The sequence below is a fragment of the Streptomyces sp. DH10 genome, from assembly GCF_029813805.1.
Taxonomy (GTDB): Bacteria; Actinomycetota; Actinomycetes; order Streptomycetales; family Streptomycetaceae; genus Streptomyces; species Streptomyces coeruleofuscus.
The window spans coordinates 70,621-94,443 of the sequence record NZ_JARVKU010000002.1 but is presented as its reverse complement, the minus strand read 5'-3'; the positions used below and the strand labels follow the sequence as shown (position 1 = coordinate 94,443).

Below are 23,823 nucleotides of genomic sequence, written 5' to 3'. Positions count from 1 at the left end.
TACGTTTTTTGCATGGCCACCCAGCCCGCCCGGATCGTCTCCGCCTGGCGGCCCGCCGTATCCGGTGTCGTCGAGGTCTTCCACGCCCGCTTCACCGAGTACGCGTACCCGATGCACGTCCACGACGCCTGGACGCTGCTGATCGTCGACACCGGCGCCGTACGGTACGACCTCGACCGGCACGAGCACGGCACCCCGCACGACACGGTGTCGCTGCTGCCGCCGCATGTTCCGCACAACGGCTCCCCCGTCACCCCGGACGGCTTCCGCAAGCGGGTGCTGTATCTCGACGGGACCTATCTCGGGGACGAGTTGATCGGGGCCGCCGTCGACCGGCCCGATCTGCGCGATCCGCTGCTGCGCAAGCGCGTGGGGCAGGTGCACGGCGCGCTGCTGCGGCCCGGTGAGGAACTGGAGGCCGAGAGCAGGCTGATGTTCGTCGGGGAGCGGCTGCGCGGCCATCTGCGGGGCGAAGGCGACAAGCCCCGGCCGGCGGATCCCGTCCTCGCGCGGCGGCTTCGGGAGCTGCTGGACGAGCGGGTCGTGGAGGGTGTCGGGCTCCAGGAGGCGGCCGGGCTCGTGGGGGCTCATCCCGCCCATCTGGTAAGGGCGTTCAGTGCCGCTTACGGCATCGCCCCGCACCAGTACCTGACGTCCCTGCGCGTCGGCCGCGCCCGGCGGCTGCTGCTCGAGGGGCGCTCGCCGGGAGAGGTGGCGGCCGAGACCGGCTTCTACGACCAGTCGCACCTCACCCGGCACTTCCGCAGGCTGGTGGGCGTGCCGCCGGGGCGTTACCGAAGGGGACGGCCTGGTGTCCCGCGCCCCTAGGGGTGTCCGCAAAGTCCCGTCGTCCGCCCGGAGGGCGGGCCTCGCGGCGTCCGGTGCGTGCTCTGGGGGTCCCCCCGGCCGAAGGCTGGGGGAGTGCCGGGCGGACGCCCGCGTACTGGTTGTACGTGGGTGTTCGCCCGGTGCGGCGAGAGGGCGTGCCGGGCGTCGCGGGGCAGGTGGGACTTTGCGGACACGACCTAGGGGGTCGGCCGAAGGCGCGGCGGTGGCCGTCGGAGTTGCGGCCCGGCCGGCGCCCGCAGTGCTGGTGAGCACCGGGCGCCGGTCTGCATGGAGTCGGCCAGGGACGGAGCGTGGTGGCATCTCCCGGTTCTCCGGGGTGTCCGTCGCCCGCCACATCATGTCGGCGTCGAGCGCGCCGGATCAGGGGTTCCGGCGGCCTCGCCTGCCTGCGAGTGCGGCGGCTGTTGCGCCCACGGTGACCAGCACCGCCCCGCCTGCCAGGAGGTACGGCGTCATGGGGCTGCCGCCGGTCTCCGCCAGACCGGTGTCCTGGGAAGGCGCGACCGACTGCGCGCGGGGTGCCGACCGGCCGGACGGTGCCTGGGCCGACGGCGTGGCGGACGGTGCCGGGCTCTCGGCCGCCTGCTGAGGAGAACGGCAGGTGGCCTGCGCCAGGGTCACGGTGCCTTCCACCTTCTCGACGCCCAGCCGCAGGGGATCCACGGAGACCTGCAAGCGAAGTGACGTGGCGGCGGCCGTCACGCTGGTCGTCTCCCTCTGGGACAGGGAAAGCCGGATGGTGCCGACGCCCGGGGCCTCGACGGTGGCGGTGCCGCCGGCTTCCAGCGGCACCCGCTTGCCGAGAGCGGTGACAGGGCCCAGTACCTGGGACTCGGCGACCGGTTTCTGCCCGGGGACACAAGTTGCCGTGGCGGTGACCTCGGCGACCTCCACCAGGGGCACCGCAGGCAGCCCCGGCACGTGGACTCGCGCCCGTACGAGATGGGACGTCCCTTCGGCGCGGCCGTCGGCGACATCCGCTTTTGCCCTCACGGCGTCTGCCTGAAGCAGACGGACCGGGCGGTCGCGGTTGACCTGGTCGACGGTCACGTCGAGGGTCTTCTTCTCCGCGGTCCCCGGAGCTTGAACCTCATTGAGCGTGGCCCGCAGAGGCATCGTTCCGGCCGAACCGGCACGGGAGACGTCCAGCGCCGCGCGGAAAGCCACTGCCGTGGCGCTGCCCCGGGAACTGTCGTTCGCGGGAACCGCGGTGGCTTCGGCGGCGAGTGCGGAGCCGGCCAGGAGAAAGCCCGTGGCTGACATGGCAGCGAGGCGACGGGCGTGTGCGGCCCGAGGCGAAATTCTGGTCAACGCAGTGTCCTTGCGTGCGGAGATGCGGGGACCGCCCGGAACCAGCCGGTGACCGGCCGGCCGGGCAGCAAGGCACCATCCTGCTCGGGCGAAAGCCGCTAGTTAGGTTCAATACGGATTCTTCACTACAAGGAGGACGTTTGCGGGCAAGAGTTCTAATGTTGGCTTTACGGCTGCCACGGCGCGCCGAAGTCCTCACCGGCCATCGCGATCGGCACACTCCTGGAGATCTTGTTCACGAGCCGTCAGGCGGGTCTGCACGTGCTGCTGGCCGCGCGGTCCGCGACCGCGCGTCACCGGGCGGACCCCCTCTTCCCGCACCGAGGCGATGCGATGTCCGACCGCACCGACCAGGTCCGCCCCGCGAACGTGGCACGACGGTGGATCGAGCGGCGCCGACCGCCGGAGCAGTCGCTGTTCAGCGGCATCTACGGACTGGTGCTGGCCAGCGCACTGGTGGCCGCCCTGGACGCGACGGGCGAGAAGGCCGAGCCCGGCCCGGACGCGCTGTGGGTCCTGTTCACCGCGCTGGCGTCGGGTGCCGCCCATGGGTACGCGCACGTCATCGCCCAGCGTGCGTCCGACGACGGAGCCGCCACGAGCAGACTGCGGTCGGTGCTCGCCGAGTGGCCACTGGTCGCCGCCGTGCTGCCCACGGTGGGGATCCTGCTCGGCGCGGTGGCCGGGTGGTGGGCCGAGGCCACGGCTGTGGACGCGGCCCTGCTGTTCAACACCGTCGCCTTGTTCGGCTCGGGCACCTGGGCCGCTCGCACCGCTGGGCGCGGATGGCCGTCCGCGTGCCGGTCAGGAGCCATGGACATGCTGATCGGCCTGGCGATCATTGTCGCGAACGCCCTGATCAAGTAGCCAGGTCGTCGGCTGCCATGCCGACGGGAAGCCGCGATTCAGGAGAAATCCGCCTAGCGGTCGGGGCGTTGCGTGAGGTGCGCGAACGCGTCCAGGTTGCGCGTCGACTCCCCGCGGGACACCCGCCACTCGTACTCCTTGCGGATCGCCGAGGCGAAGCCGAGTTCCAGGAGGGTGTTGAAGCTGCCGTCGGAGGCCTCCAGGACCTGGCCGAGCAGGCGGTCGATCTCGTCGGCCGTGACGGCGGACAGAGAGAGCCGGCCGGTGACGTAGACGTCGCCGTGCTGGTCGACGGCGTAACTCACGCCGTAGAGCTTGAGGTTGCGTTCCAGGAGCCAGCGGTGGACGCCCTGCTCGTTCTCGTCGGGGTGGCGGATGACGAAGGCGTTGAGCGAGAGGGAGTGGCGGCCGACGATCAGGGAGACCGTCGTCTTGAGCTTGCGGGTGCCGGGAAGCTGGGCCACGTAGGTGCCGGGTTCGGGGCTCTCCCACTCCAGCTCGGCGTCCTTCAGCACTCCCTCGATGACCTGTGCCGCACGCTGTTCCAGATCGGTTTCACCCATGCTGCGAGCGTACGCGACGGCGGTGTGCCTGCATCGCGGCCGTGTAGACGTCCGCCGTGGTGGCGGCCGCGGTGTCCCAGCCGAAGGACTGGGCGTGGCGGGCGGCCTGCCCGCCCAGCCGGGGCGACAGCCGCGGGTCGTCGGCGAAGTCGCGCAGCACGCGCGCGTAGTCGGCGGGATTGTGGCCGCGTATCAGGAAGCCGGTGTGGCCGTCGCGCACGGCGACGGGCAAGCCGCCGACCGCTGCCGCCAGCACCGGCGTGCCCGCCGCCTGCGCCTCTATGGCGACCAGGCCGAACGACTCGCTGTAGGAGGGCATGACCAGGACGGAGGCGGCGCGGAACCAGTCCGCCAGCTGGTCCTGGCCGACCGGCGGGTGGAACCGTACGACGTCCGCGATGCCGAGGCGGGCGGCCAGCTTCTGGAGGCCCTCGGGCTTGGCCAGGCCGCTGCCGCTGGGTCCGCCGACGACGGGGACGAGGATGCGCGAACGCAGCTCGGGGCGCTCGTCGAGGAGGACGGCGACGGCGCGCAGCAGCACGTCGGGGGCCTTCAGGGGCTGGATGCGGCCCGCGAAGAGCGGGATCAGCGCGTCCTGGGGCAGGCCGAGGCGGGCCCGGGCGGCGGCGCGGCCGTCGGCGGGCGAGAAGCGGCTGAGGTTCACACCCGGGTGAACCACGGCGACCTTGTCGGTGTCGGCCGCGTAGTGCCGTACGAGTTCGTCGGCCTCTTCGGTGGTGTTGGCGATGAGGCGGTCGGCGGCGCCGACGATCTGGGTCTCGCCGATGACGCGGGCGGCCGGTTCCGGGGTGTCGCCGTCGGCCAGGTTGGCGTTCTTGACCTTGGCCATGGTGTGCATGGCGTGCACCAGGGGGACGCCCCAGCGCTGGGCGGCCAGCCAGCCGACGTGGCCGGAGAGCCAGTAGTGGGAGTGCACCAGGTCGTAGTAGCCGGGGCGGTGGCCGGCCCAGGCCTGCATCACGCCGTGCGTGAAGGCGCACAGCTGGGCGGGCAGGTCCTCCTTGTTGAGGCCCTCGTAGGGGCCGGCGTCGACGTGCCGGACGAGGACGCCGGGGGCCAGCTCGACGGTCGGCGGGAGGGCGGCCGAGGTCGCGCGCGTGAAGATCTCGACCTCGATGTTGATCGCGGCGAGGCGCTGCGCGAGCTCCACGATGTAGACGTTCATGCCGCCGGCGTCGCCGGTGCCCGGCTGGTGGAGCGGGGAGGTGTGCACGGAGAGCATGGCGATCCGGCGGGGCCTGCGGTGCAGCCGGAGGCGCGCGGGCGCGGACGCGGAGCGCCGCCCGAGCCTGCCGATGTACTGGCTCACGTGGCGTTCCTCCTCGCTCCGGGCATGCCATTGCAGGGCGCACGTGCCCTCCAGGGGGTGGAACACCGGAGGGGATGGCTCCATTTCCCGATTCGCGAGTTTTACCGAATCATTACCGCTCCTCGCTCAACCGTTCGAGATGGGTGGGCTCCCCCAACGGCCCGCACCCCTGGCCGAGGGAGGGTGACAGGCAGGTGAACCCGATCGGAAATCGCAGGTCACTCGCGCTGTCTCCGCTATGAAAAGGCCGCGGAAAGGGTGACGAGGCCGGTACTGCGGACAACCCGGCGCCTGCCCGGCCGGTCACAACGTGCGAAAGGACCAACGACTGCCTCACGGAGGTTCGCAATGCCCTCTCGCCTCGTCAGCCGCCGACTGTTACGCGCCTCATCGGCTCTGACGCCGGTTCTCGGCATGGCTCTGGCCGTTCCGATCGCCCTGGCCGGCACGGCCGCCGCCGCGGAGCCGACGGCCACCGCCGCGGTGAACGAGTACGGCTGGCAGCTCACCTACACGGCCGCCCCCGGGCAGGCCAACAAGGTGGCCATCACGCAGTCGTTCACCAGCGACCGCTCACGGTTCACCTACCTGATCGACGACACCGTCCCGATCGACGCCGGGAACGGTTGCGGCCACCCCGACAGCGCGGACCACACCAAGATCTCCTGCACGGTCGAGGCCCCCGAGAGCCAGTCCCCGGTCATCTCCATGGAGATGGACCTCGCCGACGGCGACGACACCGCTTCCTTCCACAACGCCACCGACCAGGTCTACTACTTCAACCGGATCGAGCTGGGCGACGGCAACGACCAGTGGACCGGCGCCACCGGCGACCGAGTCGACGGCAGTTCCGCCCTGGGCGGGGCGGGCGACGACATCATCAGGGTGGGCGCGCTGGGTTACGCCGGCGGCGGTGACGGCGACGACACCCTCCACGCCGGCATCGACGGCGAGATCGTGGACGGCGGCGCGGGCGACGACGTCCTCCGCGGCGGCGCGGGCGACCAGGTCATGCGAGCCGACGACGGTGACGACACGGTCTACGGCGGGGCCGGCGACGACGAGCTGTACGGCGGCAGGGGCAACGACATCCTGTACGGCAACGGCGGCGCCGACCGGATCTGGGGCAACAGCGGCGACGACGAGCTGTACGGCGGGCCGGGCGCGGACACGCTCTCCGGGGGGCCGGGCAGGAACATCGTCCGCCAGGACTGACGGCGACGGCATCGTCCGCCAGCACTGACAGCGACAGCATCGTCCGCCAGCACTGACAGCGACAGCATCCAGCGCCAGCACTGGCGCTTCTCACCGTCCGGGGAACCGCGCGGTTCCCCGGACGGCCCACCGATGAGTTTCCGCCTCCCCCGGCGTCGGAAGTACCGGTGGCGACGAGCGAGAAGAGAGTGGTGCCTGATGAAGCTGGTGGTGCAGGAGTTCCTGTCGCTCGACGGTGTCTCCCAGGGGCCGGGCGCCCCGGACGAGGACACCAGCGACGGTTTCGAGCGGGGCGGCTGGTTCGTGCCGCATCTGGACGAGGAGTTCGAGCGGCTGGCCGGCAGCTGGCTCGGTGAGGCGGATGCCTTGCTGTTCGGGCGGCGTACCTACCAGAACTTCGCCCGGGACTGGCCGGCGATGACCGATCATCCACTCGCCGGGATCATGAACGGCCTGCCGAAGTACGTCGCCTCCCGCAGCCTGACCACGGCCGGCTGGGACCCGACCACCATCCTGTCCGGCGACGTCCCCGCCCAGGTGGCGGAGCTGAAGCGGCAGCCCGGCCGGGAGCTCCAGATCCACGGCAGCGCCCGGCTCGCCCAGTCCCTGCTGGCCGCCGGGCTGATCGACACGCTGCGGCTCGTGATCGCCCCGGTCGTGGTCGGCCAGGGCCGCCGCCTCTTCCCGGACGGGGGCGCACCGGCCGGGCTGCGGCTGGCCGAGCACCGGACGACTCCGGGGGGCCTGTCGGTGCATGTGTTCGAGACGGCGGGCGTTCCGGGGTTCGGGAGGTACGGGGGCGGGGGTGAGGGTGGGGGTGGCGCCGGGAGTTAGGGGCCGCTCAGCGCCGGGGACCGTACAGCCCCGACGAGCCGCTTAACCTCGTACGCATGACTTCCCGCGCAGCCACCCGCCCCTTGGGAACAGTGACGCGCGGGACGACCAACCCCAACCGCCTGCGCCGCATGGACCGCTGGATCGCGGCCACGCACGGCGCCGAGCTGCGTCGCGCCGCCGACCCGGTCGCGGTCGACCTCGGATACGGTGCCGCCCCCTGGACGGCCGTCGAGCTGCTGCACCGCCTCCGTACGGTCGCGCCACGCGCGCGTGTGGTGGGCGTCGAGATCGAGCCGGCCCGGGTCGCGGCGGCGCTGCCGTACGAGCGGGCGGGGCTCGTCTTCCGGCACGGCGGTTTCGAGATCCCGATCCCGCAGCGGCCCCTGCTGGTCCGCGCGGCGAACGTCCTGCGCCAGTACGACGAGGGCGAGGTCGCCGCCGTCTGGCACCGGCTGTGCGGGCGGCTGGCGCCCGCCGATCCGGCGACCGGTGCGCGCGGCGGACTGCTGGTCGAGGGCACCTGCGACGAGATCGGACGACGGCACGTCTGGGTCGCGCTCGGGCCGGAGGGGCCGCGCACGGTCACCTTCGCGACCCGGCTCGGCTCCCTGGAGCGCCCCTCGGACCTGGCGGAACGCCTGCCGAAGGCGCTCATCCACCGCAACGTCCCGGGTGAGCCGGTGCACGCCTTCCTGCGCGACTTCGACCGCGCCTGGGCCGCCGCCGCGCCCTACGCCTCATACGGCGCCCGCCAGCGCTGGATCCGGGCGGTACAGGACCTGACCGCCGATTGGCCGGTGTCGGACGGGCCGGTGCGGTGGCGGCAGGGCGAAGTGACGGTGCGCTGGGAGGCGTTGGCGCCGCGGGGCTGATCTCCCGGGCACGCGGCGGAAGCTCCTCGGCGCCTCCCCGCGGGGAACGATCTCTTTGAGTCGTTCGTCACACAGGCGGGGAGATCGTCATGCCGGAGGCATATCAGGGTGGGGAGCGCGGGAAGGACTACCCCTGTCGCTTCGCGCGCCGACGTGGCAGCATCCCCAGGCGAGCCGGACGTTACTGACGGTTAATCAGTTTGGGGGCTGAGGTATGGGTACGGGCAAGCGTGGCCTGATCGCGACGGCCGTGGCCGTGGTCTGCGCGGTCACCGTGCTGGCGGCACCGGGCACGGCGTTCGCGAGCCCGAGTCCCACACCCACCCCCACCCCGAGCGCGGGCACGACGCTCGCGCCCGGCAAGGACCTCGAGGCCATACGGAAGAAGCTCGACAAGCTCTACCGCGCCGCGGCCCGTGCCACCGACGAGTACAACGCCGCCGAGGAGAAGGCGGACCAGCAGTCCGCCGAGATCGTCAAGCTGGCCAAGAAGATCGTCAAGGGCAAGGAGAAGCTGGCGAAGCTGAAGGACCGCGCGGGCGCTTCGGCCGCCGCCCAGTACCGCGGCGGTGGACTGCCGCCCGAGGCCCATCTGATGCTCAGCGACGATCCGCAGGAGTTCCTCGACGGGGCGGGCCGGGTGCGCCAGGGCCAGCACGCGACCAAGGGCCTGCTCGGCGAACTGACGCGCACCCAGGAGGACTTGGAGCAGTACGCCAAGGACGCCTCCGCCCAGTGGAAGAAACTGGAGGCGGGCCGCAAGGCCAAGGCCGCCGCGCAGAAGAGGATCGAGCAGCAGATCGCGCAGGCGGAGAAGCTCGAGTCCGAGCTCCAGAAGGAGGAGCAGGAGCGCCTCGCCGAGCTGGAGAAGGAGGCGGCCGGCAAGGCGCAGACCGCCTGGCTCGACTCCGGCATCCTCGACGAGATCAACGGAAAGGCCTCCGAGCAGGGCAAGAAGGCCGTCGCCTACGCCACGGCCCAGATCGGCAAGCCGTACCAGTGGGGCGCCGAGGGCCCGAAGACGTACGACTGCTCGGGGCTGACCTCACAGGCCTGGATGTCCGCCGGACAGGGCATTCCGCGCACCTCGCAGGAGCAGTGGAAGCGGCTGCGGCACATCGACATCGAGGACATGCGGCCCGGCGACCTCATCATCTACTTCGACGACGCCAGCCACGTCGCGATGTACGTCGGCGACGGGGCGATCGTGCACGCGCCGCGGCCCGGGCGGTCGGTGACCCTCGCGGGGGCGGGGACGATGCCCATCCTCGGGGTGGTACGGCCGGACACCGACGCCGGCACCGACTGAGGCCGGACACCGGATAGCGGACAACAGGTCGCGATACCCCTGCCGGTGACCTGGGCCACGTGACGCAGCCCACCCCGAAACCGCCGCCCGGCCGCGCGCTGACGTGACGTTCGTCATCCCCGCAGCATCCCGGCGGTGTCCAACTGAGGTGCATATCGCGGCATATGACACTGGCCGATGGCGCAGCGGCGTGGCTCACACCATTCCAATGCGGCGCCGACACCCGCTATGGTCCCCGTCGGTGGGTCGAGGTCCCTCGCCCCCGCCGTGCCCTCGGGGGGAGGGAAGGAACCCAAGACGATGCCCGTACCCATACCGCGGCAGAGAGCGATCCCGGTCGCGGAGAGTGGTCAGGCGCAGGCCGAGTCCCCGTGCGACCGCCCCGCCGAGCAGTCCGTCAAGGACGCCTCGGCGACGGCCCCGCGCATGCCGGACACCGCAGGGAACACCACGGACAAGGTGGAGAACAACACCGCCCACACCAACCTGACCCTGCTGCTGATCGAGGACGATCCGGCCGGTTCGCCGATCGTGCCCGACATGCTCGACCAGGCGGGCAAGCCGATCCGCGTCCGCACGGCCCGCAACCTCACCGAGGCCGGGCGGCTGCTGACCGACGACGTCCACTGCATCCTGCTGGACCTGGCGCTGCCCGCGCCCGGCCGCGGCGACACCGATGACGAGCTCGCCGTGCTCAAGCACGTGCTGGAGCTCGCGCCCCGGCATGCCGTCCTGGCGCTGACCGCCTCGGGCGACGCCGAGCGCGGCGCGGAGGCGGTGCGCGTGGGCGCCCAGGACTACCTCTTCCGGGACGAGCTGGACGGCCGGCTGCTGAGCCGGGCGATCCGCTACGCGGTGGAGCGCAAGCGCTCCGAGTCGGCCGAGCGCCGGCTCGCCGAGGGACGGCTGCGCGCCCAGGAGAACCGCCGCCTGGAGCGCGGTCTGCTGCCGACCCCGCTGCTGGAGGGCTCCCCGCTCCGGTTCGCCGCCCGCTACCGCCCGGGCCGCTCGCGCGCCCTGCTCGGCGGCGACTTCTACGACGTCGTGCGCACGCCGGACGGCACCGTGCACGCCATGATCGGTGACGTCTGCGGGCACGGCCCGGACGAGGCCGCCCTGGGCGTGGAGCTGCGGATCGCGTGGCGCGCGCTGACGCTGGCGGGCCTGTGCGGGGACCAGCTGCTGGGCACGCTCCAGCAGGTGCTGGAGCACGAGCGGGCCGACGACGAGATCTTCGCGACCCTGTGCACGGTGGACATCGCGCCGGACGGCCGCCGCGCCGGTCTGTGCCTGGCGGGTCATCCGTCGCCCCTGCTGGCCAGTCCGGGCAAGCCGGCCCGCCTGCTGCCGTACGACAACAACGGGCCGGCCCTCGGGCTGCTGCCGGGTGCCCGCTGGCCGCGTATGCAGGTGGAGCTGGGTGCCGAGTGGAGCCTGATGCTCTACACCGACGGCCTGATCGAGGGCCGTGTCGGCGAGGGCCGGGAGCGGCTCGGCCAGGACGGCATGACGGAGATGGTGCGCCGCCAGATCGCCGAGGGACTGCGGGGCGAGCAGCTGCTGCGGGCAGCGGTGAACGAGGTGCGCGACCTCAACGGTGGCGAGCTGACGGACGACGTGGCGGTACTGCTGCTGGACCGGGTGCCGTAGCCCCGGCTCCAACCGGCTCCAGGGCCGCCGGGGGTCCTACCGGCCGCCGTTCCAGGGGCCGTACGGGCCGTCGCTGCTGGAGCCGCGCTGGCTGCGGCCGCCGCCGGGGAGCGCCCGGATGGCGGGGCGTACGTCGACCATGTACACGATCGTCGCGATGAGCCCGATGATCGGCAGGAACGACAGGATCGGGAAGAGCAGGTTCACCACGAAGGCGATCCCGAGGATGATCAGCCAGAACGGCTTGGTCTTCTTGTCGGCGGCGCGGTAGGCGTCCTCCCGCCGTACGGCCGCGTCGATCAACGCGAAGCCGCTGAAAACGATCAGGGCCATGCTCAGAAGCCACATCAACCCTGCGAAGCCCTGCATCAGCACAACGTCCACCACCTGACTCGGCTCGTCCCTACGCGGTCACCGTACCCGTACAACGGGCCGGACACCCCCGGGGTGCCCGGCCCGTTGCCGTCGCTTCGCGGCCTGTGCGGTCCTACTTGGCCGGCGGCGTGCTCTTCTTGGCGGTGGTGGTCTTGCGGGCCGGGGCCTTCTTGGCGGGAGCCTTCTTCTCCGGGGCGGCGGCGGTCGTGGTGCCGGCGGGCTTCGCCGGCTCCGTCTTGACCTCGACCGGCTCGGCCTTCGGCTCGACGGCGATGGCGAGCTCCTCCACGCCCTCGGCGACGTCCTCGATGCCCTCGGCGGCCTCGCCGCGCCAGGTGCGCACGGCCTGCTCGCCGTGCTCGGCGACCTTCTCGTAGGTCTCCCGGGCCTTGACGGCGTACTCGGCGGCCACGCCGACGCTGCGCAGCGCGACGTCCTGGGCGGTCTTGCCGATCTTCTTCAGGTCGGCGTCGATCGTGCTGCCGAGCTTCTTGATGTCGACGTCGATGGAGCCGATGAACTCCGTGACCTTGTTCTGGAGGGTCTGCTGCGTCTCCTTGACGCGGGCGGTGGCCTCCTTGGCCCGGACGGTGGCCTTCTCCTGGACGGCCTTGGTGTCGGTGTTGCGTACGGCCTCGATCCGCGCGGGGGCCTCGGAGCGCAGCTGCTCCACCAGGGCCGGCACCTTCTTGGCCTGCTGAAGGGCGAGGTCGGCGGTGCCTGCGGCGAAGTAGAGCGGCGTCGGGTCGCTGAGGGTCTTGCGCAGGTCGTCGGTGATGGCCATGGTGATGGTCCTCCCGGATTCTTTTTCGCTTGAGGGTTCGGCTGAGGGTTGTGTGATCCGCGGCGGTACGGCCGGTGCCCTGGTCCGGCTCAGCCGGCCGTCTGCTGCGGATCGGTGTCACTGCCGCCGGTGTCCTTGCGGGTCCGGCGGGCGGCGGACGTACCGCCGGTGCCCTTGCGAGCACGACGGGCGGGCGACGGTGACGTACCGCTGTCGTCCTTGTGCGTGCGGCGGGTCGCCGGCGGTGCCGCGGACGCACCGCCGTCGCCGTCGCGGGTACGGCGTTCGGCGGGCCGGCCGCCGTCGGCCGTGCGGGTCCGTCGTATCCCGGTGCCGTCGTCGGGAGCGTCCCCGTCCCTGTCCGCCTCGTCCCGCGCGACCACGAGGTCGACGACCGCGGAGCCGTCGCCGGTCCCGAACCCGTTCTCCTTGCGGAAGGACTCGTAGATCTGCAACAGCACCTGCTTCTGCCGCTCGTGCAGCGCCGGGTCCGCGAGGATGACGGCGCGCGTCTCCACCTCGTCCCGGTCCCGCTCGGCGTCGAGGATGCCGGCCCGGACGTACAGAGTCTCGGCGGAGATCCGCAGGGCCTTGGCGACCTGCTGCAACACCTCCGCGCTCGGCTTGCGCAGTCCGCGCTCGATCTGGCTCAGGTACGGATTGGACACCCCGGCGGCGTCGGCGAGCTGCCGAAGCGACAGCTGCGCGTTGCGCCGCTGTTCGCGCAGGTAGTCACCGAGATTGCCGACGTTGAGCGATGCCATGACTCCACAGTGCCGCACCCCGCTAACTATTGCAAGCACCCGCTTGCAATAGTGCGCCACGCCACGCGCCCGGGGGTGCGTGCCGTCAAGTACCCGTTCCCGCGGCCCGCACAGCGCTAGCGTGAGGTCCCATGATCGTATGGATCAACGGCACCCACGGCGCGGGCAAGACGACGACCAGTGCACTCGTGCAGCGGCTGATCCCGGACTCACGGGTGTTCGACGCCGAGAAGGTCGGCGAGACACTCATGGACATCAGGCCGGGGCTGCCCGGGACGGACAACTTCCAGCACTGGCCGCCGTGGCGGCCGCTCGTGGTGGAGACCGCCCGCCGGGTACTCGACTACACCGGCGGCACCCTGGTGATGCCCATGACCGTCCTGGTCGAGGAGTACTGGCGCGAGATCAGCGCAGGACTCGCCGAACACGACATTCCTGTACGGCACTTCGTCCTCCACGCCGACCAGGACACCCTCCGCGGGCGCATCCTGGGGGACACCGTTCTCGGCCCCTCCCCGTTCCGTCTCAAGTACCTGGAGCCCTACGCCGAGGCGGCCCGCTCGTGGCTGCACGCCGAGGCCGAGGTCGTCGACACCACGCACCTCACGCCCGCCCAGGCCGCCCAGCGGATCGCGGAGGCCGTCAAGGGCTGAGGCCCGCCCGCCACTCGAACAGCCCACGGGGGAGCTGGCATGATCGCGTCTCATGGATGGGTTGCCGTTCGACGCGGTGCTGTGCGACTTCGACGGAGTCGTGCACCTGTGGGACCCCGACGGAATGAACGCGCTGGACCGGTCCTGGGGACTGGCCGAGGGCACGCTGGCCGGCGCGGCGTTCGACGACGAGCTTCTTCAGGCGGCCGTCACGGGCCGGCTCAGCGACGAGCAGTGGCGGCACCGGGTCGCGGAGGTCCTGGCACCCGTCTGCGGATCCCTCGCCCGGGCCCAGGACCTGGTCGGGGCGTGGAGCGGGCTCACCGGCCGGATCGACACCGATGTCGTCGAACTGCTCACCGCACTCCGCGGCAAGGTGCCGGTGGTCCTGGTCTCCAACGCCACTACCCGGCTGGAGACGTATCTCGCCTCGGCAGGACTGGCCGAAGCCTTCGACGCGGTGATCAACACCGCCCGGATCGGAGTCGCCAAACCCGACCCGCGCGTCTTCGCGACAGCGGCCCAGCGGGTCCGGGCCGACATGCGGCGCTGCCTGTTCGTCGACGACACCCTCACCCATGTCCACGCGGCCAGGGCGGCGGGCCTCACCGGCCTGCACTACCAACGCTTCGACCAGCTGCGGGACTTGGTCGCACCGCTGCTCGGCTGACGTCACCGGCCCTCGGCGGCGAGCACGGTACGGCAGTCCGACCACGCGGGTCGGCTCAGCAGGGGCCGGAGCCGGGTGAACAGGGCGAGGAGTCCGGCCCCCCACTGCTCGCGGAAGGCGGAGTCGACGCGGGCGAGGTCGAGTTCGTTGGCGACGGACAACTCTGCGAAGTCCCGCCGCAGTTGGGGCTCCGGAGTGTGGAGACGGCCCGTGAACCGATTCCGGAAGGCCCCGTCGGCATCCGCGAGCGTCGGATAGGTGGCCTTCCTGTCGCACGACGCGTAGAGATACACGATGGCTTCGGCCTCGGCACCGATCACCTCCGCGAGTTCGGGGCGCCTGTCCGGGGACAGCAAGGCGGTGGGGAAGCCGTCGGTGCCGTAGAAGGCGTGGCACAGGCCCGCGATCTGGAGGGCGGGGCGGGCGCCCCATACGGCGAGTTGTCCCCGGACGCGCTGGAGATGGGCCACGAGGGTGCCGCCCGGGTGGGCGATGTCCGCGCCACCGAGCTCGCGCAGCAGCACCATGGCCTGGTCGGCAGCGGTGGGGGAAGCGGACAAGGGTGGTGTCCTTCCGTCGCTCGGGGTCGGCACCCGTCCGCGCCTTCGCCTGTGGTCCGGACCCGCGAAGGCGCCGGACGGGTTGCCGCCTGGGCCCTGCACTGATGATCGTGCGCCCCGTGACCCCAGTCAATCCTATGGATTTCTCACCATCTCCAAGCTGTAGCTTGGGAGTTATGACTTTGGAGGACCTGCGCGTCTTCGTGGCCGTGTGCAGGGCGGGAAGCCTCAGCGCCGTCGCCCGGGAACTGGGCTGCACGCAGTCAGCGGTGAGCCAGCACGTCAAACGGCTGGAGCGGGAGGCCGGTGTGAGCCTCCTGGAGCGCAGGCCCCGGGGCGTCGTGCCCACACACGCGGGGCACGTCCTGTGCGATGCCGCCTCGGACAGCATCGCCGGTCTGGACCTGGCCCTGCGGCGCCTCGGGGACCTGGTCAACGGCGACAGCGGCTCCGTGCGGGTCACCACGGGCGGAACCACCGTGCGGCACTTCATGTCCGAGGCCGTCGTCAGCTTCCGGCAGCGATACCCGAAGGTCAGCCTGGAGTTCCGGACGGAGACCTCCAGCCGCGGCTGCTTCGACGCCCTCACCGCCGGCGACCTGGACCTCGCCTGGGTCACGATCGACGGCCCGGTGCGCGGTATCGAGCAGCGCCCCGTCGTCGCCCTGCCCTGGGTACTGGCGGTCCGCGCCGACGATCCGCTGGCGGACCGGCCCTGTGTCCACCCGGCCGAATTGGGCGACATCAGCCTCATCCGGCTCCCCCGGAACTCCACCTCGGGCGCCCGCCTCGACGCCGCGTTCGCCGAGCTGGGCGTCCGGACCAGCTCCGACACGAGCGTCGCCGACTGGGACACCGCCCTCCTGCTGGCGGAGCTCGGCCTCGGACACGCCGTCGTTCCCGTCCTGCCCGGCTGGGAGGTACCCGGTGACGGTCCCCTCCGCCTCGTCCCCGTCCCCGGCCTGCCCCCGCTCCCGGTCGGCTGGGCCGTCCGCCGCTGGGACGCCCTCACCCCCCTCGCCCGGGCCTTCGCCGACACCGTCGCCCGCAGCTGTACGAACAGTCCCTAGGGTCCGGCCTCGTCCATGCCCGCCTGCTCTCTCACTCCCCGACAATGCAGAAGGGATGCCCCGCCGGATCCGTCAGCACCCGCCACCTGCTCTCGTTCGGCTGCCGCTCCGGTCTGCCCGCTCCCAGCGCCAGCAGCCGGGCCTCGGCCTCCTCCAGGTCCGCGACCGTGAAGCAGCAGTGCAGTTGCTGGGGCACGTCCTGGCCGGGCCAGCTCGGAGCCCGGTAGTCGTCGACCCGCTGGAAGCCGATGGAAAGTCCGTCCCCGCCGCCCAGAGCGGCGAATTCGGCGTTCGACCTCGGGTGCGGTTCGAGGCCGGTGGCCGCCTGGTAGAACGCCGCCAGCGCGAGCGGATCGGGGCAGTCCAGGGTTATCGCGCTCAACTTCATGCGTACGGACATGCAGCCTCCAGGCCGGTCATCGGTGGACTCCCGGCGATCACCATAGAAGGGCCGGCCCTCAAAACAGTTCGACGAGCCGGGTCCTGTACGGCCATGATCCGCACTCGTGACGACTTCTCGGCAGTCCCTGGTCCGTACCGCCGCCCGTAACAACGCCGAGTGGTGCGCGGTGATGTGCCGGGCCCACGGAGTGGCGGGAGAGTTCGGGGACGAGGCGTGGGCCGCTGCGGAGCGGGCGCCGCTCTACTACCCCGACGCGGTGACGCTGGAGCCGGGCGCCGATCCGGACGCGCTCGTGGCACGGATCGACATGGACTCGCCCGGCGCCTCGGTCAAGGACAGCTTCGCCGATCTCGATCTGACGGGGGCCGGGTTCCGGGTGCTGTTCGAGGCGCAGTGGATCCACCGTCCGGCGGGTGCGGCCGCGCCCGCCGGCCCGCCGGAGCCGGCGGATCTCGCGTGGGACGTGGCGGGCGATCCGGAGACGCTGCGCGCCTGGGCGCAGGCCTGGGACGGCGGCGCCGGGAACGCGGACCTGTTCCGGGGCGGGCTGCTCGCCGACCCGGAGACCTTCGTGATCACGGGACGGTCCGGCGACGGGCGCGTCGTCGCCGGAGCGGTGGCCGGCCGCGGCGAGCAGGTGGTCGGCATCTCCAACGTCTTCGGGCGGGGCGGCGGGCCCGACGCCGCCTGGCCGGTCGTGCTGCACGCGCTCGACCGGCTCTTCCCGACCCTGCCCGTGGTCGGTTACGAGAGCGGCGACGACCTGGAGACCGCCGTCCGGCACGGCTTCGAGCCGGTCGGTCCGCTGCGGGTGTGGCTGCACGGCGGATAACGGCGGGGCCCGCCTGTCACTACCGCGGCTTGTACGCCAGGAACGTGCCGATCTGCCTCTTGGTCCCCTCGTCCGGCTCTTGCACCACACGCGTCGTGACGACCAGTCCGGCCCGGTGGAGCAGTTCGGCGATCCGGTCCGGCGGCAGTAGGTACGACTCGTAGGACACCGGATGGTCGCCGTAGGCGTGCGACGGGCGCAGGTGCTCGCCGCCGCCCACCGGGCCGGCCAGCATCAGCCGGCCGCCGGGCGCGAGGGTGCGGTGGAACTCGGCGTACACGGCCGGCAGCCACTGCGGCGGGGTGTGGTGGGTGGCGTAGTACGCCAGGATGCCGCCGAGTTCGCCGTTGCCGATCTCCAGCGCGGTCATCGAGCCGACGGTGAAGCGGAGATCCGGGTACGCCGCCCGGGCCAGTTCGACCATCTCCGGCGACACGTCCACGCCGAACACCGGCACCCCCATGGCGGCCAGGTGCGCCGTCACCTTGCCCGGGCCGCAGCCCAGGTCGGCCACCGGCCCGGGGTGCGGCGGCCGTACGAGCTCGGCGAAGGCGGCCAGCATCGCGCGGGACACCGGGTCCAGCCCGGCAGGCTCCTTGACGAGCCGGGCGTAGTCGGCGGCGACGGTGTCGTAGGACTCTCGGACGGCGGTGACGTAGGAGGGTTCGGTCATGCCATGAAGCTAGACGACGGCGCTGACAGGGCCGGGCCGTCACGCCGGGCGAGTACAGGCCGGTGCCCCGCTCGTACGCCGACGCCAGTACGCCGGATTACTCCCGCCGTAAGACGCCTCCGCCACCCCGTCCCGGCACGGTGGCAGCGTGAAGCCGAAGCAGAAGCCCCAGCCGATTACGAGACTCGGCCGCCCGGCGCGCCGGGCCGTTCTCGTCGTCCACGTCACCGCCTCCGCGAGCTGGCTCGGGCTCACGCTCGGGCTGCTCGCGCTCGGGACCACCGCGGCCGGCACCGGGGCCGCCGTGACCGTGGAGGCGTCCGTCCGGGCCATGAAGCTCTTCGCCGACTGGCTCCTGCTCCCCGTCGCGTTCCTCACGCTGCTCAGCGGCCTGGTGCTGTCCCTGGGCACACCGTGGGGACTGGTCCGGTACCGCTGGGTCTGCACGAAGTTCTGGCTGACCCTCGCCACGACCACCGCCACGGTGTTCGCCCTGCGCCCCGGGGTGAACTCCGCGGTCACCGCCGTCGCCGCGGGCGGGCCCCTGCCCGACGCCGGTGACGTCCTGTCCGGGCCGGCCGTCTCGCTGTCCGCCTACGTCTTCATGACCGTGATCTCCGTCCTGAAGCCCTGGGGGCTGACCAGGCGGGGCAGGAGGCTGCCGGAGCCGGCTCGGCGTGCTCTGGAGGACGCCTGAGACACCCTAAGGCAGCACACCTAAGGCACCACACAGTTTGCCTAATACTATTAGGCAGGTGCACACTTCCTTCTGGCAGAAGGGAGTGGCCGTATGGCACGCGTAGGACTGACACCGGAACGCCTGACCCAGGCGGGTGCCGAACTGGCCGACGAGGTCGGCTTTGACCAGGTGACCGTCTCGGCGCTCGCCCGCCGGTTCGACGTCAAGGTCGCGAGCCTGTACTCGCACGTGAAGAACTCCCAGGACCTCAGAACCCGGATCGCCCTGCTCGCGCTCACGGAACTCGCCGACCGGGCCGCCGACGCCCTGGCCGGGCGGTCCGGCAAGGACGCCCTGGCCGCCCTCGCAAACGTCTACCGCGACTACGCCCGGGAGCACCCGGGCCGTTACGCCGCGGCCCAGCTGCGGCTGGACCCGCAGACGGCGGCCGCGAGCGCCGGGGTCCGGCACGCGCAGATGACCCGGGCGCTGCTACGCGGCTACGACCTGACGGAACCGGACCAGACCCACGCGGTCCGGCTGCTGGGCAGTGTCTTCCACGGCTACGTCAGCCTGGAGATGGGCGGCGGGTTCAGCCACAGCGCCCCCGACACCGACGACACCTGGGCCCGGATCCTCGACGCCCTCGACACGCTGCTGCGGAACTGGCCCGCGCCCCCCACCGACCCCCGAGGCTGACACCATGCACACCGAGCACGACTGGATCACCACGCCCCTCACGGCGGACCTGCTGCGCGGCGCCCTCGACGTGGAGCGCACCGAACACGGACTGCTCCCGCACCGGCTGCCCGCCCGGGCCCGTGCGCAGAACACCAACGCCCAGCTGGCCATGGCCGAGGCCCAGCCGTCCGGCGTACGGCTGGCGTTCCGCACCGCCGCGACCGCGGTCGAGCTGGACACGCTGCGCACCAAGCGCGACTACGCCGGCTTCCCGCCCAGGCCGGACGGCCTGTACGACCTGCTCGTGGACGGCCGTCCGGCGGGCCAGGCCTCCGGGACCGGCGGCAACGTCCTCACGATCGACATGGCCACCTGGGACGGCGAGGTCACGCCGGGCCCGGTCGGCACCGTCCGCTTCACCGGGCTGCCCGCGCGCGAGAAGGACGTCGAGATCTGGCTGCCGCACAACGAGACCACCGAGCTCGTCGCCCTGCGCACGGACGCGCCCGTGGAGCTGCTGCCGGACCGGGGCCGCAGGGTGTGGCTGCACCACGGCAGTTCGATCAGTCACGGCTCCGACGCCGCGAGCCCCACGGCCATCTGGCCCGCGATCGCCGCGTCCCTGGGCGGTGTGGAACTGATCAACCTCGGTCTCGGCGGCAGCGCGATGCTCGACCCGTTCACCGCGCGTGCCATGCGGGACACCCCGGCCGACCTGATCAGCGTCAAGATCGGCATCAACATCGTCAATGGGGACGTGATGCGGCTGCGCGCCTTCGGCCCGGCCGTGCACGGCTTCCTCGACACGATCCGTGAGGGGCACCCCGACACCCCGCTGCTGGTCGTCTCCTCCGTCCACTGCTCCATCCACGAGGACACGCCCGGGCCGACGGCCCCGGACATCAGCGCGCTCGGCGAGGGCGGGCTGCGGTTCGCCGCGATGGGCGACCCGGCGGAGGTGCCCGCCGGGAAGCTGACGCTCACCGTCATCCGTGAGGAACTGTCCCGCATCGTGCGGCAGCGCGCCGCGGACGACCCGAACATCCACTACCTCGACGGTCTCGACCTCTACGGCGAGTCCGACGCGGCCGAACACCCCCTCCCCGACGAGGTCCACCCGGACGCGGCCACCCACCGCCACATCGGCGAACGCTTCCACGAACTGGCCTTCACCGGAGGCGGCCCCTTCGCCCCGAGCTCATGACCTGGCGCGGCGGCGTCCACACCCTGTGGACACCGCCGCGACTGTCTGGGCCGGATGACCGAAGCTGACCGGCTGACGAGTCGGACAGGGCCGAACACCCACTTTTTTGTGGGTACTTGGCAGCGGGCCCGGATGGGACGAACCTGGTGGTGGGCCGTCGGTGAGGCGCCGGATCCCGGAGGGACGGAGGTGAACGTGGGCGTCAGGAGGCCGACCGGGTGGCCTGCGTCCCGGCCAGTTTCTCCAGGCGGCGGTGGCCCCAGTCGGACAGCGGGGCCAGTGCCCCGGCGAGTTCGCGGCCGAACGGAGTCAGGGAGTAGACGGTCTTCGGCGGCAGCACGTCGTACACCTCCCGGCGCACCAGCCCGTCCGTCTCCATCTCCCGCATCGCCTCGGTCAGCACCTTCTCGGTGAGGCCCGGCAGCCGCCGGCGCAGTTCCGCCGGGCGGTGCGGGCCCGACTCCAGCAGCCAGAGCAGGGTCGTCTTCCACTTGCCGTCGATCACGGCGATCGCGGCGGTCACTCCGCAGACGTTCGGGTCCTGGCGCCGACGCGTCATCCTTTTGCCCCATTCCTCATCAATCGCACATGCCTGCAAGGGAGTTCAAGCGTGTCCACGTACAGCACGTCCTCGTCCCCGGAACATTCCGCGCGGCCCGCCGTCACCGTCCTCGGGCTCGGCCCGATGGGCCGTGCGCTGGCCGGTGCCCTCCTGGACGCGGGACTGCCGACCACTGTCTGGAACCGCACCCCGGGCAGAGACCGGGAACTCGTCGAACGTGGGGCGGTGGGCGCCGGCTCGGCGGCCGAGGCGGTCGCCGCCGGTGAGGTGATCGTCGTCTGCGTGGTGAACTACGACGCAGTCGACGCCGTCCTGCGCCAGGACGACGTCGTCACCGCCCTCAAGGGCCGTACGGTGGTGAACCTGACCGCCGACACCCCGGCCCGGGCCCGCGACGCCGCCGACTGGGCCGCCGCGCACGGCGTCCGCTACCTGGACGGCGCGATCATGACCCCGACGACGACCATCGGCACACCCGACGCCGTGTTCCTGCACAGCGGGCCGGCGGACCTCTACGAGGAACTGGCGCCCGTGCGACGGGCGTTGGGCGGCACCCACACCCACCTCGGCGAGGACACGGGCCGGGCCGCTGCCTACGACATCGCCCTGCTCGACATCTTCTGGACGGCGATGGCGGGCTACGCGCACGCCCTGGCGGTGGCCCGCGCCGAGGGTGTCACCGCCGGCGAGCTGGCGCCCTTCGCCCAGGGCATCGGCGCGATCCTGCCGCCGGTGTTCGCCGAGGCCGCGGCGGACGCCGACGCCGGCACGTACTCCGGAGAGGGCAACCCGCTCACGTCGGCGGTGTCGTCCATGGCCCACATCGTCCACGTCTCCGAGTCCCACGGCATCGACGCCGGCGTCATGCGCGCGGCCGAGGGCATGGCCCGCCGCGCGATCGGGCTCGGACACGGGACGGACGGTTTCATCCGGATCGCGGAGGTCATCGGGCGGGAGTGAGCCCAGGAGGGCCGGGCCTCCCCGGCCGGCTCGGCCCGGGCGGCGTCGCGCGTTGCGTGATCCGCCGGACACGCCCTGGTCCACCAGGCTCAGAACGGCAACGGCCTCCCCCGCACCACCTCCAGCCGTGACACCGCCCGCGTCAGCACCACGTACAGCCGGTGCAGCCCCCGTTCCTCCGCCTCGGCGATCGCCGCCGGTTCCACGGCCACGACATGGTCGTACTCAAGTCCCTTGACGACGCTTGCCGGTACCAGGGACACCCGCGCGCCGAGTTCCTCCGGGCCCGCCGCCGCGATGCCGGCCGCGTCCAGGGCCGCCCGCATCCGGGGCACGTCCGCGTCCGCCGCGACGACCCCGACCGAGCCCTCCCGCCCCAGCGCGTCCCCTACGGCCTCCACCATCGCTCCGGGCAGGCCGTCCGGGGTCGTCTCCCGCATCCGCAACTCCCCGTCGCCGCGCAGCGAGCGGGCCGCCGGTACGTCCACGTCCAGCCGCTCCAGCAGCCGGTTGGCGAGGCCGACGACCGCCCGCGGCACGCGGAAGCCGGTGGTCAGCCCGACCACGGCCGCGTCCGGTTTCCCCAGGTGCGCCAGGACGGTGTGCCACGACCGCGCCGCCCACGGCGTCGTCCCCTGCGCCAGGTCGCCCAGAACTGTCAGCGAGCCGAAGGGCGCCCGGCGGGCGATGGCCCGGCACTCCATCGGGGACAGGTCCTGTGCCTCGTCGACGACGACATGCCCGTAACCCTCCGGGTGCTCGATCAGCCCGGCCACCTCGTCGAGGAGCACCAGGTCGGCGGCCGACCAACGCGCCGACTTCCACGACCGGGGCGGCTTGCGCCACAGCAGCGCCCGCTGCTCGCCGGGGTCCAGCAGACCGTCGGCGGCCTCCGCCAACACCCCGGGGTCGCCGAGCAGTCCGGCCACGACCTCCTCGGGCCGCACCCGGGGCCAGGCGGCGTCGACGTACGCGGACAACGGCCGCGCCCGCTCGACCCGGCGCACCCAGGCGTTGGTCTGCGGCCCGGCCCGCCGCTCGGCCTGCTCGCGCACCGACCGCACGATCCGCGACCGCACCCGCTCCCGGCCGACCCCGTACGGCGGCGCCTCCTCCCGCACCCGGGCCACGATCCGCGCCAGCTCCGCCGCCGGCACCCGCCACCGGTACGCCCCGTCGGGCACGGCGAGCCCGTCACCGTCACCGCCGCCGGCGCGCACGCGCGCGTACAGCGCCCGCCGCAGCACCTCGGCCATCCGGGCGTCGTGCTTGACGGCGGCGGTCGCGGGTTCGTCGCGGCCGCCGACCGGATGCCGTGCGATCTCCTCGGCCAGGGTCGACTGCCGTACCCCGGTCTCGCCGAGTGACGGCAGGACCTCCGCGATGTACGACAGGAAGGTGCGGTTGGGCCCGAGGATCAGCAGACCGCCGCGCCGGATGCGCTGCGGGTGCGTGTAGAGCAGATACGCGGCCCGGTGCAGTCCGACGGCGGTCTTGCCGGTGCCGGGCGCCCCCTGCACGCAGACCGACACCGCCAGGTCGCCGCGTACGAGGTCGTCCTGCTCGGGCTGGATGGTCGCGGCGATGTCCCGCATGGGCCCGACGCGGGGCCGTTCGATCTCCCGGGCGACGATCTCGCTGGCCCGCGCCTCGCCCTCCCCCAGGTGCTCGTCCTCCAGACCGGTGAGGTCGCCGGAGTCGCCCCGGCTGCCGGGCGCCCACCCGAACCGCCGGCGCACCGCGACGCCCTGGGGATCACGCGCGGAGGCCTGGTAGAACGCCCGCGACACGGGTGCGCGCCAGTCGACGACGAGCGGCGGTTCGGCCGGGTGCTCGGTGATCCTCAGCCGCCCGATGTGCAGCTCACCCTGCTCCCCCTGCCGACCGTGCAAGGCCCCGAAGAACAAGGGCGCCTCCGGCAGTTCGCGCAGTGCCTTGGCCTGGCTGCGCAGCCGGTATCCGAGAACCTCGGCGTCGGCACCCGAGGCGGAGACGTCCTCGCCGGTGACGACCTGCTCGTCGGCCCCCTCGACCATCGCGGCGAGGGCGGCCCGGCAACGGTCGTGGTGGGCGCGTTCACGGCTGAGAGCGTGCTGGAGGGCGGGGTCGGTCGGCGTCATTCCACCGAGCGTACCGAAAGAATGTAACCG

General features: G+C 72.3%; 26 protein-coding genes. 15 read left to right on the top strand and 11 right to left on the bottom strand.

What is annotated here, in order from left to right; translation table 11 throughout:
- Positions 1 to 12 precede the first annotated feature (12 nt).
- Positions 13 to 828, top strand: coding sequence for a helix-turn-helix domain-containing protein (locus QC385_RS03990; protein WP_279539859.1), 816 nt, complete (start codon positions 13 to 15; stop codon positions 826 to 828).
- A gap of 381 nt (positions 829 to 1,209) precedes the next feature.
- Here QC385_RS03990 and QC385_RS03985 read toward each other — a convergent pair whose 3' ends face one another.
- On the bottom strand, positions 1,210 to 2,112 hold the full coding sequence (locus tag QC385_RS03985) for an SCO1860 family LAETG-anchored protein (protein WP_279539858.1): 903 nt from the start codon (positions 2,110 to 2,112) through the stop codon (positions 1,210 to 1,212).
- A gap of 381 nt (positions 2,113 to 2,493) precedes the next feature.
- On the opposite strand from QC385_RS03985, the gene QC385_RS03980 reads away from it, so the two are divergent.
- Positions 2,494 to 3,027, top strand: a complete 534-nt coding sequence (locus tag QC385_RS03980) for a hypothetical protein (RefSeq protein ID WP_279540347.1) — start codon at positions 2,494 to 2,496, stop codon at positions 3,025 to 3,027.
- A gap of 53 nt (positions 3,028 to 3,080) precedes the next feature.
- Here the strand turns inward: QC385_RS03980 and QC385_RS03975 are convergent, their stop codons facing one another.
- Complete coding sequence (locus QC385_RS03975) at positions 3,081 to 3,590, bottom strand: YbjN domain-containing protein (protein WP_279539857.1); 510 nt, start codon at positions 3,588 to 3,590, stop codon at positions 3,081 to 3,083.
- Positions 3,583 to 4,920, bottom strand: coding sequence for a D-inositol-3-phosphate glycosyltransferase (gene mshA / locus QC385_RS03970; RefSeq protein ID WP_279539856.1), 1,338 nt, complete (start codon positions 4,918 to 4,920; stop codon positions 3,583 to 3,585). Before mshA ends, QC385_RS03975 begins: the two co-directional genes overlap by 8 nt.
- A gap of 414 nt (positions 4,921 to 5,334) precedes the next feature.
- Here mshA and QC385_RS03965 point away from each other — a divergent pair, with 414 nt between their 5' ends.
- From QC385_RS03965 to QC385_RS03945, 5 genes are all read left to right on the top strand, one after another.
- Positions 5,335 to 6,135: a calcium-binding protein gene (locus tag QC385_RS03965; RefSeq protein ID WP_279539855.1), complete on the top strand. Its 801-nt coding sequence runs from the start codon at positions 5,335 to 5,337 to the stop codon at positions 6,133 to 6,135.
- Positions 6,136 to 6,333: 198 nt separating this feature from the next.
- A complete protein-coding gene (locus tag QC385_RS03960) occupies positions 6,334 to 6,969 on the top strand; it encodes a dihydrofolate reductase family protein (RefSeq protein ID WP_279539854.1) in 636 nt (211 codons plus the stop codon).
- A 56-nt stretch (positions 6,970 to 7,025) separates the two neighbouring features.
- Positions 7,026 to 7,844, top strand: coding sequence for a class I SAM-dependent methyltransferase (locus QC385_RS03955; protein WP_279539853.1), 819 nt, complete (start codon positions 7,026 to 7,028; stop codon positions 7,842 to 7,844).
- A gap of 214 nt (positions 7,845 to 8,058) precedes the next feature.
- A complete protein-coding gene (locus QC385_RS03950) occupies positions 8,059 to 9,153 on the top strand; it encodes a C40 family peptidase (RefSeq protein ID WP_279539852.1) in 1,095 nt (364 codons plus the stop codon).
- A gap of 300 nt (positions 9,154 to 9,453) precedes the next feature.
- Positions 9,454 to 10,803, top strand: a complete 1,350-nt coding sequence (locus QC385_RS03945; protein WP_279539851.1) for a PP2C family protein-serine/threonine phosphatase — start codon at positions 9,454 to 9,456, stop codon at positions 10,801 to 10,803.
- Between the two features lie 36 nt (positions 10,804 to 10,839).
- On the opposite strand, the gene QC385_RS03940 is transcribed toward QC385_RS03945, so the two are convergent.
- From QC385_RS03940 to QC385_RS03930, 3 genes are all read right to left on the bottom strand, one after another.
- On the bottom strand, positions 10,840 to 11,172 hold the full coding sequence (locus tag QC385_RS03940) for a DUF2516 family protein (protein ID WP_279539850.1): 333 nt from the start codon (positions 11,170 to 11,172) through the stop codon (positions 10,840 to 10,842).
- 118 nt (positions 11,173 to 11,290) lie between these two features.
- The gene (locus QC385_RS03935; protein ID WP_279539849.1) at positions 11,291 to 11,962 is read right to left on the bottom strand and encodes a hypothetical protein; all 672 of its coding nucleotides are present in this window, start codon (positions 11,960 to 11,962) and stop codon (positions 11,291 to 11,293) included.
- Between the two features lie 89 nt (positions 11,963 to 12,051).
- Complete coding sequence (locus tag QC385_RS03930) at positions 12,052 to 12,726, bottom strand: helix-turn-helix domain-containing protein (protein ID WP_279539848.1); 675 nt, start codon at positions 12,724 to 12,726, stop codon at positions 12,052 to 12,054.
- Between the two features lie 131 nt (positions 12,727 to 12,857).
- On the opposite strand from QC385_RS03930, the gene QC385_RS03925 reads away from it, so the two are divergent.
- Both QC385_RS03925 and QC385_RS03920 read left to right on the top strand, forming a co-directional pair.
- Complete coding sequence (locus QC385_RS03925) at positions 12,858 to 13,379, top strand: ATP-binding protein (RefSeq protein ID WP_279539847.1); 522 nt, start codon at positions 12,858 to 12,860, stop codon at positions 13,377 to 13,379.
- Between the two features lie 52 nt (positions 13,380 to 13,431).
- Positions 13,432 to 14,049, top strand: a complete 618-nt coding sequence (locus QC385_RS03920) for an HAD family hydrolase (RefSeq protein WP_279539846.1) — start codon at positions 13,432 to 13,434, stop codon at positions 14,047 to 14,049.
- A gap of 2 nt (positions 14,050 to 14,051) precedes the next feature.
- Here QC385_RS03920 and QC385_RS03915 read toward each other — a convergent pair whose 3' ends face one another.
- Complete coding sequence (locus QC385_RS03915) at positions 14,052 to 14,576, bottom strand: DUF6817 domain-containing protein (protein WP_279540346.1); 525 nt, start codon at positions 14,574 to 14,576, stop codon at positions 14,052 to 14,054.
- A gap of 209 nt (positions 14,577 to 14,785) precedes the next feature.
- On the opposite strand from QC385_RS03915, the gene QC385_RS03910 reads away from it, so the two are divergent.
- Entirely contained in the window at positions 14,786 to 15,679 is an 894-nt protein-coding gene (locus tag QC385_RS03910; RefSeq protein ID WP_279539845.1) for a LysR family transcriptional regulator, read from the top strand.
- 31 nt (positions 15,680 to 15,710) lie between these two features.
- On the opposite strand, the gene QC385_RS03905 is transcribed toward QC385_RS03910, so the two are convergent.
- On the bottom strand, positions 15,711 to 16,079 hold the full coding sequence (locus QC385_RS03905) for a VOC family protein (RefSeq protein WP_279539844.1): 369 nt from the start codon (positions 16,077 to 16,079) through the stop codon (positions 15,711 to 15,713).
- A gap of 106 nt (positions 16,080 to 16,185) precedes the next feature.
- On the opposite strand from QC385_RS03905, the gene QC385_RS03900 reads away from it, so the two are divergent.
- On the top strand, positions 16,186 to 16,914 hold the full coding sequence (locus QC385_RS03900; protein ID WP_279539843.1) for a hypothetical protein: 729 nt from the start codon (positions 16,186 to 16,188) through the stop codon (positions 16,912 to 16,914).
- A gap of 19 nt (positions 16,915 to 16,933) precedes the next feature.
- Here the strand turns inward: QC385_RS03900 and QC385_RS03895 are convergent, their stop codons facing one another.
- Positions 16,934 to 17,587 (bottom strand): class I SAM-dependent methyltransferase, encoded by a 654-nt coding sequence (locus QC385_RS03895; RefSeq protein WP_279539842.1) that lies wholly within the window; start codon positions 17,585 to 17,587, stop codon positions 16,934 to 16,936.
- Positions 17,588 to 17,735: 148 nt separating this feature from the next.
- On the opposite strand from QC385_RS03895, the gene QC385_RS03890 reads away from it, so the two are divergent.
- The 3 genes from QC385_RS03890 to QC385_RS03880 all read left to right on the top strand — a co-directional run bounded on the left by QC385_RS03890 (position 17,736) and on the right by QC385_RS03880 (position 20,151).
- Positions 17,736 to 18,284 carry a DUF2269 domain-containing protein gene (locus QC385_RS03890; RefSeq protein WP_279539841.1) on the top strand — a complete coding sequence of 183 codons (549 nt, stop codon included), beginning with the start codon at positions 17,736 to 17,738 and terminating at the stop codon, positions 18,282 to 18,284.
- 93 nt (positions 18,285 to 18,377) lie between these two features.
- On the top strand, positions 18,378 to 18,965 hold the full coding sequence (locus QC385_RS03885) for a TetR/AcrR family transcriptional regulator (RefSeq protein WP_279539840.1): 588 nt from the start codon (positions 18,378 to 18,380) through the stop codon (positions 18,963 to 18,965).
- A gap of 4 nt (positions 18,966 to 18,969) precedes the next feature.
- Entirely contained in the window at positions 18,970 to 20,151 is a 1,182-nt protein-coding gene (locus tag QC385_RS03880) for a GDSL-type esterase/lipase family protein (protein WP_279539839.1), read from the top strand.
- Positions 20,152 to 20,353: 202 nt separating this feature from the next.
- On the opposite strand, the gene QC385_RS03875 is transcribed toward QC385_RS03880, so the two are convergent.
- Positions 20,354 to 20,710: a winged helix-turn-helix transcriptional regulator gene (locus tag QC385_RS03875; protein ID WP_279539838.1), complete on the bottom strand. Its 357-nt coding sequence runs from the start codon at positions 20,708 to 20,710 to the stop codon at positions 20,354 to 20,356.
- A 51-nt stretch (positions 20,711 to 20,761) separates the two neighbouring features.
- Here QC385_RS03875 and QC385_RS03870 point away from each other — a divergent pair, with 51 nt between their 5' ends.
- Complete coding sequence (locus QC385_RS03870) at positions 20,762 to 21,673, top strand: NAD(P)-dependent oxidoreductase (RefSeq protein WP_279539837.1); 912 nt, start codon at positions 20,762 to 20,764, stop codon at positions 21,671 to 21,673.
- Between the two features lie 89 nt (positions 21,674 to 21,762).
- On the opposite strand, the gene QC385_RS03865 is transcribed toward QC385_RS03870, so the two are convergent.
- Positions 21,763 to 23,793, bottom strand: a complete 2,031-nt coding sequence (locus QC385_RS03865; protein WP_279539836.1) for a HelD family protein — start codon at positions 23,791 to 23,793, stop codon at positions 21,763 to 21,765.
- Positions 23,794 to 23,823 lie beyond the last annotated feature (30 nt).

Coding starts and splice junctions, on each gene's coding strand:
- QC385_RS03990 (WP_279539859.1), top strand. CDS start 13: ATGGCCACCCAGCCCGCCCGGATCGTCTCCGCCTGGCGGCCCGCCGTA.
- QC385_RS03985 (WP_279539858.1), bottom strand. CDS start 2,112: ATGTCAGCCACGGGCTTTCTCCTGGCCGGCTCCGCACTCGCCGCCGAA.
- QC385_RS03980 (WP_279540347.1), top strand. CDS start 2,494: ATGTCCGACCGCACCGACCAGGTCCGCCCCGCGAACGTGGCACGACGG.
- QC385_RS03975 (WP_279539857.1), bottom strand. CDS start 3,590: ATGGGTGAAACCGATCTGGAACAGCGTGCGGCACAGGTCATCGAGGGA.
- QC385_RS03965 (WP_279539855.1), top strand. CDS start 5,335: ATGGCTCTGGCCGTTCCGATCGCCCTGGCCGGCACGGCCGCCGCCGCG.
- QC385_RS03960 (WP_279539854.1), top strand. CDS start 6,334: ATGAAGCTGGTGGTGCAGGAGTTCCTGTCGCTCGACGGTGTCTCCCAG.
- QC385_RS03955 (WP_279539853.1), top strand. CDS start 7,026: ATGACTTCCCGCGCAGCCACCCGCCCCTTGGGAACAGTGACGCGCGGG.
- QC385_RS03950 (WP_279539852.1), top strand. CDS start 8,059: ATGGGTACGGGCAAGCGTGGCCTGATCGCGACGGCCGTGGCCGTGGTC.
- QC385_RS03945 (WP_279539851.1), top strand. CDS start 9,454: ATGCCCGTACCCATACCGCGGCAGAGAGCGATCCCGGTCGCGGAGAGT.
- QC385_RS03940 (WP_279539850.1), bottom strand. CDS start 11,172: ATGCAGGGCTTCGCAGGGTTGATGTGGCTTCTGAGCATGGCCCTGATC.
- QC385_RS03935 (WP_279539849.1), bottom strand. CDS start 11,962: ATGGCCATCACCGACGACCTGCGCAAGACCCTCAGCGACCCGACGCCG.
- QC385_RS03930 (WP_279539848.1), bottom strand. CDS start 12,726: ATGGCATCGCTCAACGTCGGCAATCTCGGTGACTACCTGCGCGAACAG.
- QC385_RS03925 (WP_279539847.1), top strand. CDS start 12,858: ATGATCGTATGGATCAACGGCACCCACGGCGCGGGCAAGACGACGACC.
- QC385_RS03920 (WP_279539846.1), top strand. CDS start 13,432: ATGGATGGGTTGCCGTTCGACGCGGTGCTGTGCGACTTCGACGGAGTC.
- QC385_RS03915 (WP_279540346.1), bottom strand. CDS start 14,576: ATGGTGCTGCTGCGCGAGCTCGGTGGCGCGGACATCGCCCACCCGGGC.
- QC385_RS03910 (WP_279539845.1), top strand. CDS start 14,786: ATGACTTTGGAGGACCTGCGCGTCTTCGTGGCCGTGTGCAGGGCGGGA.
- QC385_RS03905 (WP_279539844.1), bottom strand. CDS start 16,079: ATGTCCGTACGCATGAAGTTGAGCGCGATAACCCTGGACTGCCCCGAT.
- QC385_RS03895 (WP_279539842.1), bottom strand. CDS start 17,587: ATGACCGAACCCTCCTACGTCACCGCCGTCCGAGAGTCCTACGACACC.
- QC385_RS03885 (WP_279539840.1), top strand. CDS start 18,378: ATGGCACGCGTAGGACTGACACCGGAACGCCTGACCCAGGCGGGTGCC.
- QC385_RS03880 (WP_279539839.1), top strand. CDS start 18,970: ATGCACACCGAGCACGACTGGATCACCACGCCCCTCACGGCGGACCTG.
- QC385_RS03875 (WP_279539838.1), bottom strand. CDS start 20,710: ATGACGCGTCGGCGCCAGGACCCGAACGTCTGCGGAGTGACCGCCGCG.
- QC385_RS03865 (WP_279539836.1), bottom strand. CDS start 23,793: ATGACGCCGACCGACCCCGCCCTCCAGCACGCTCTCAGCCGTGAACGC.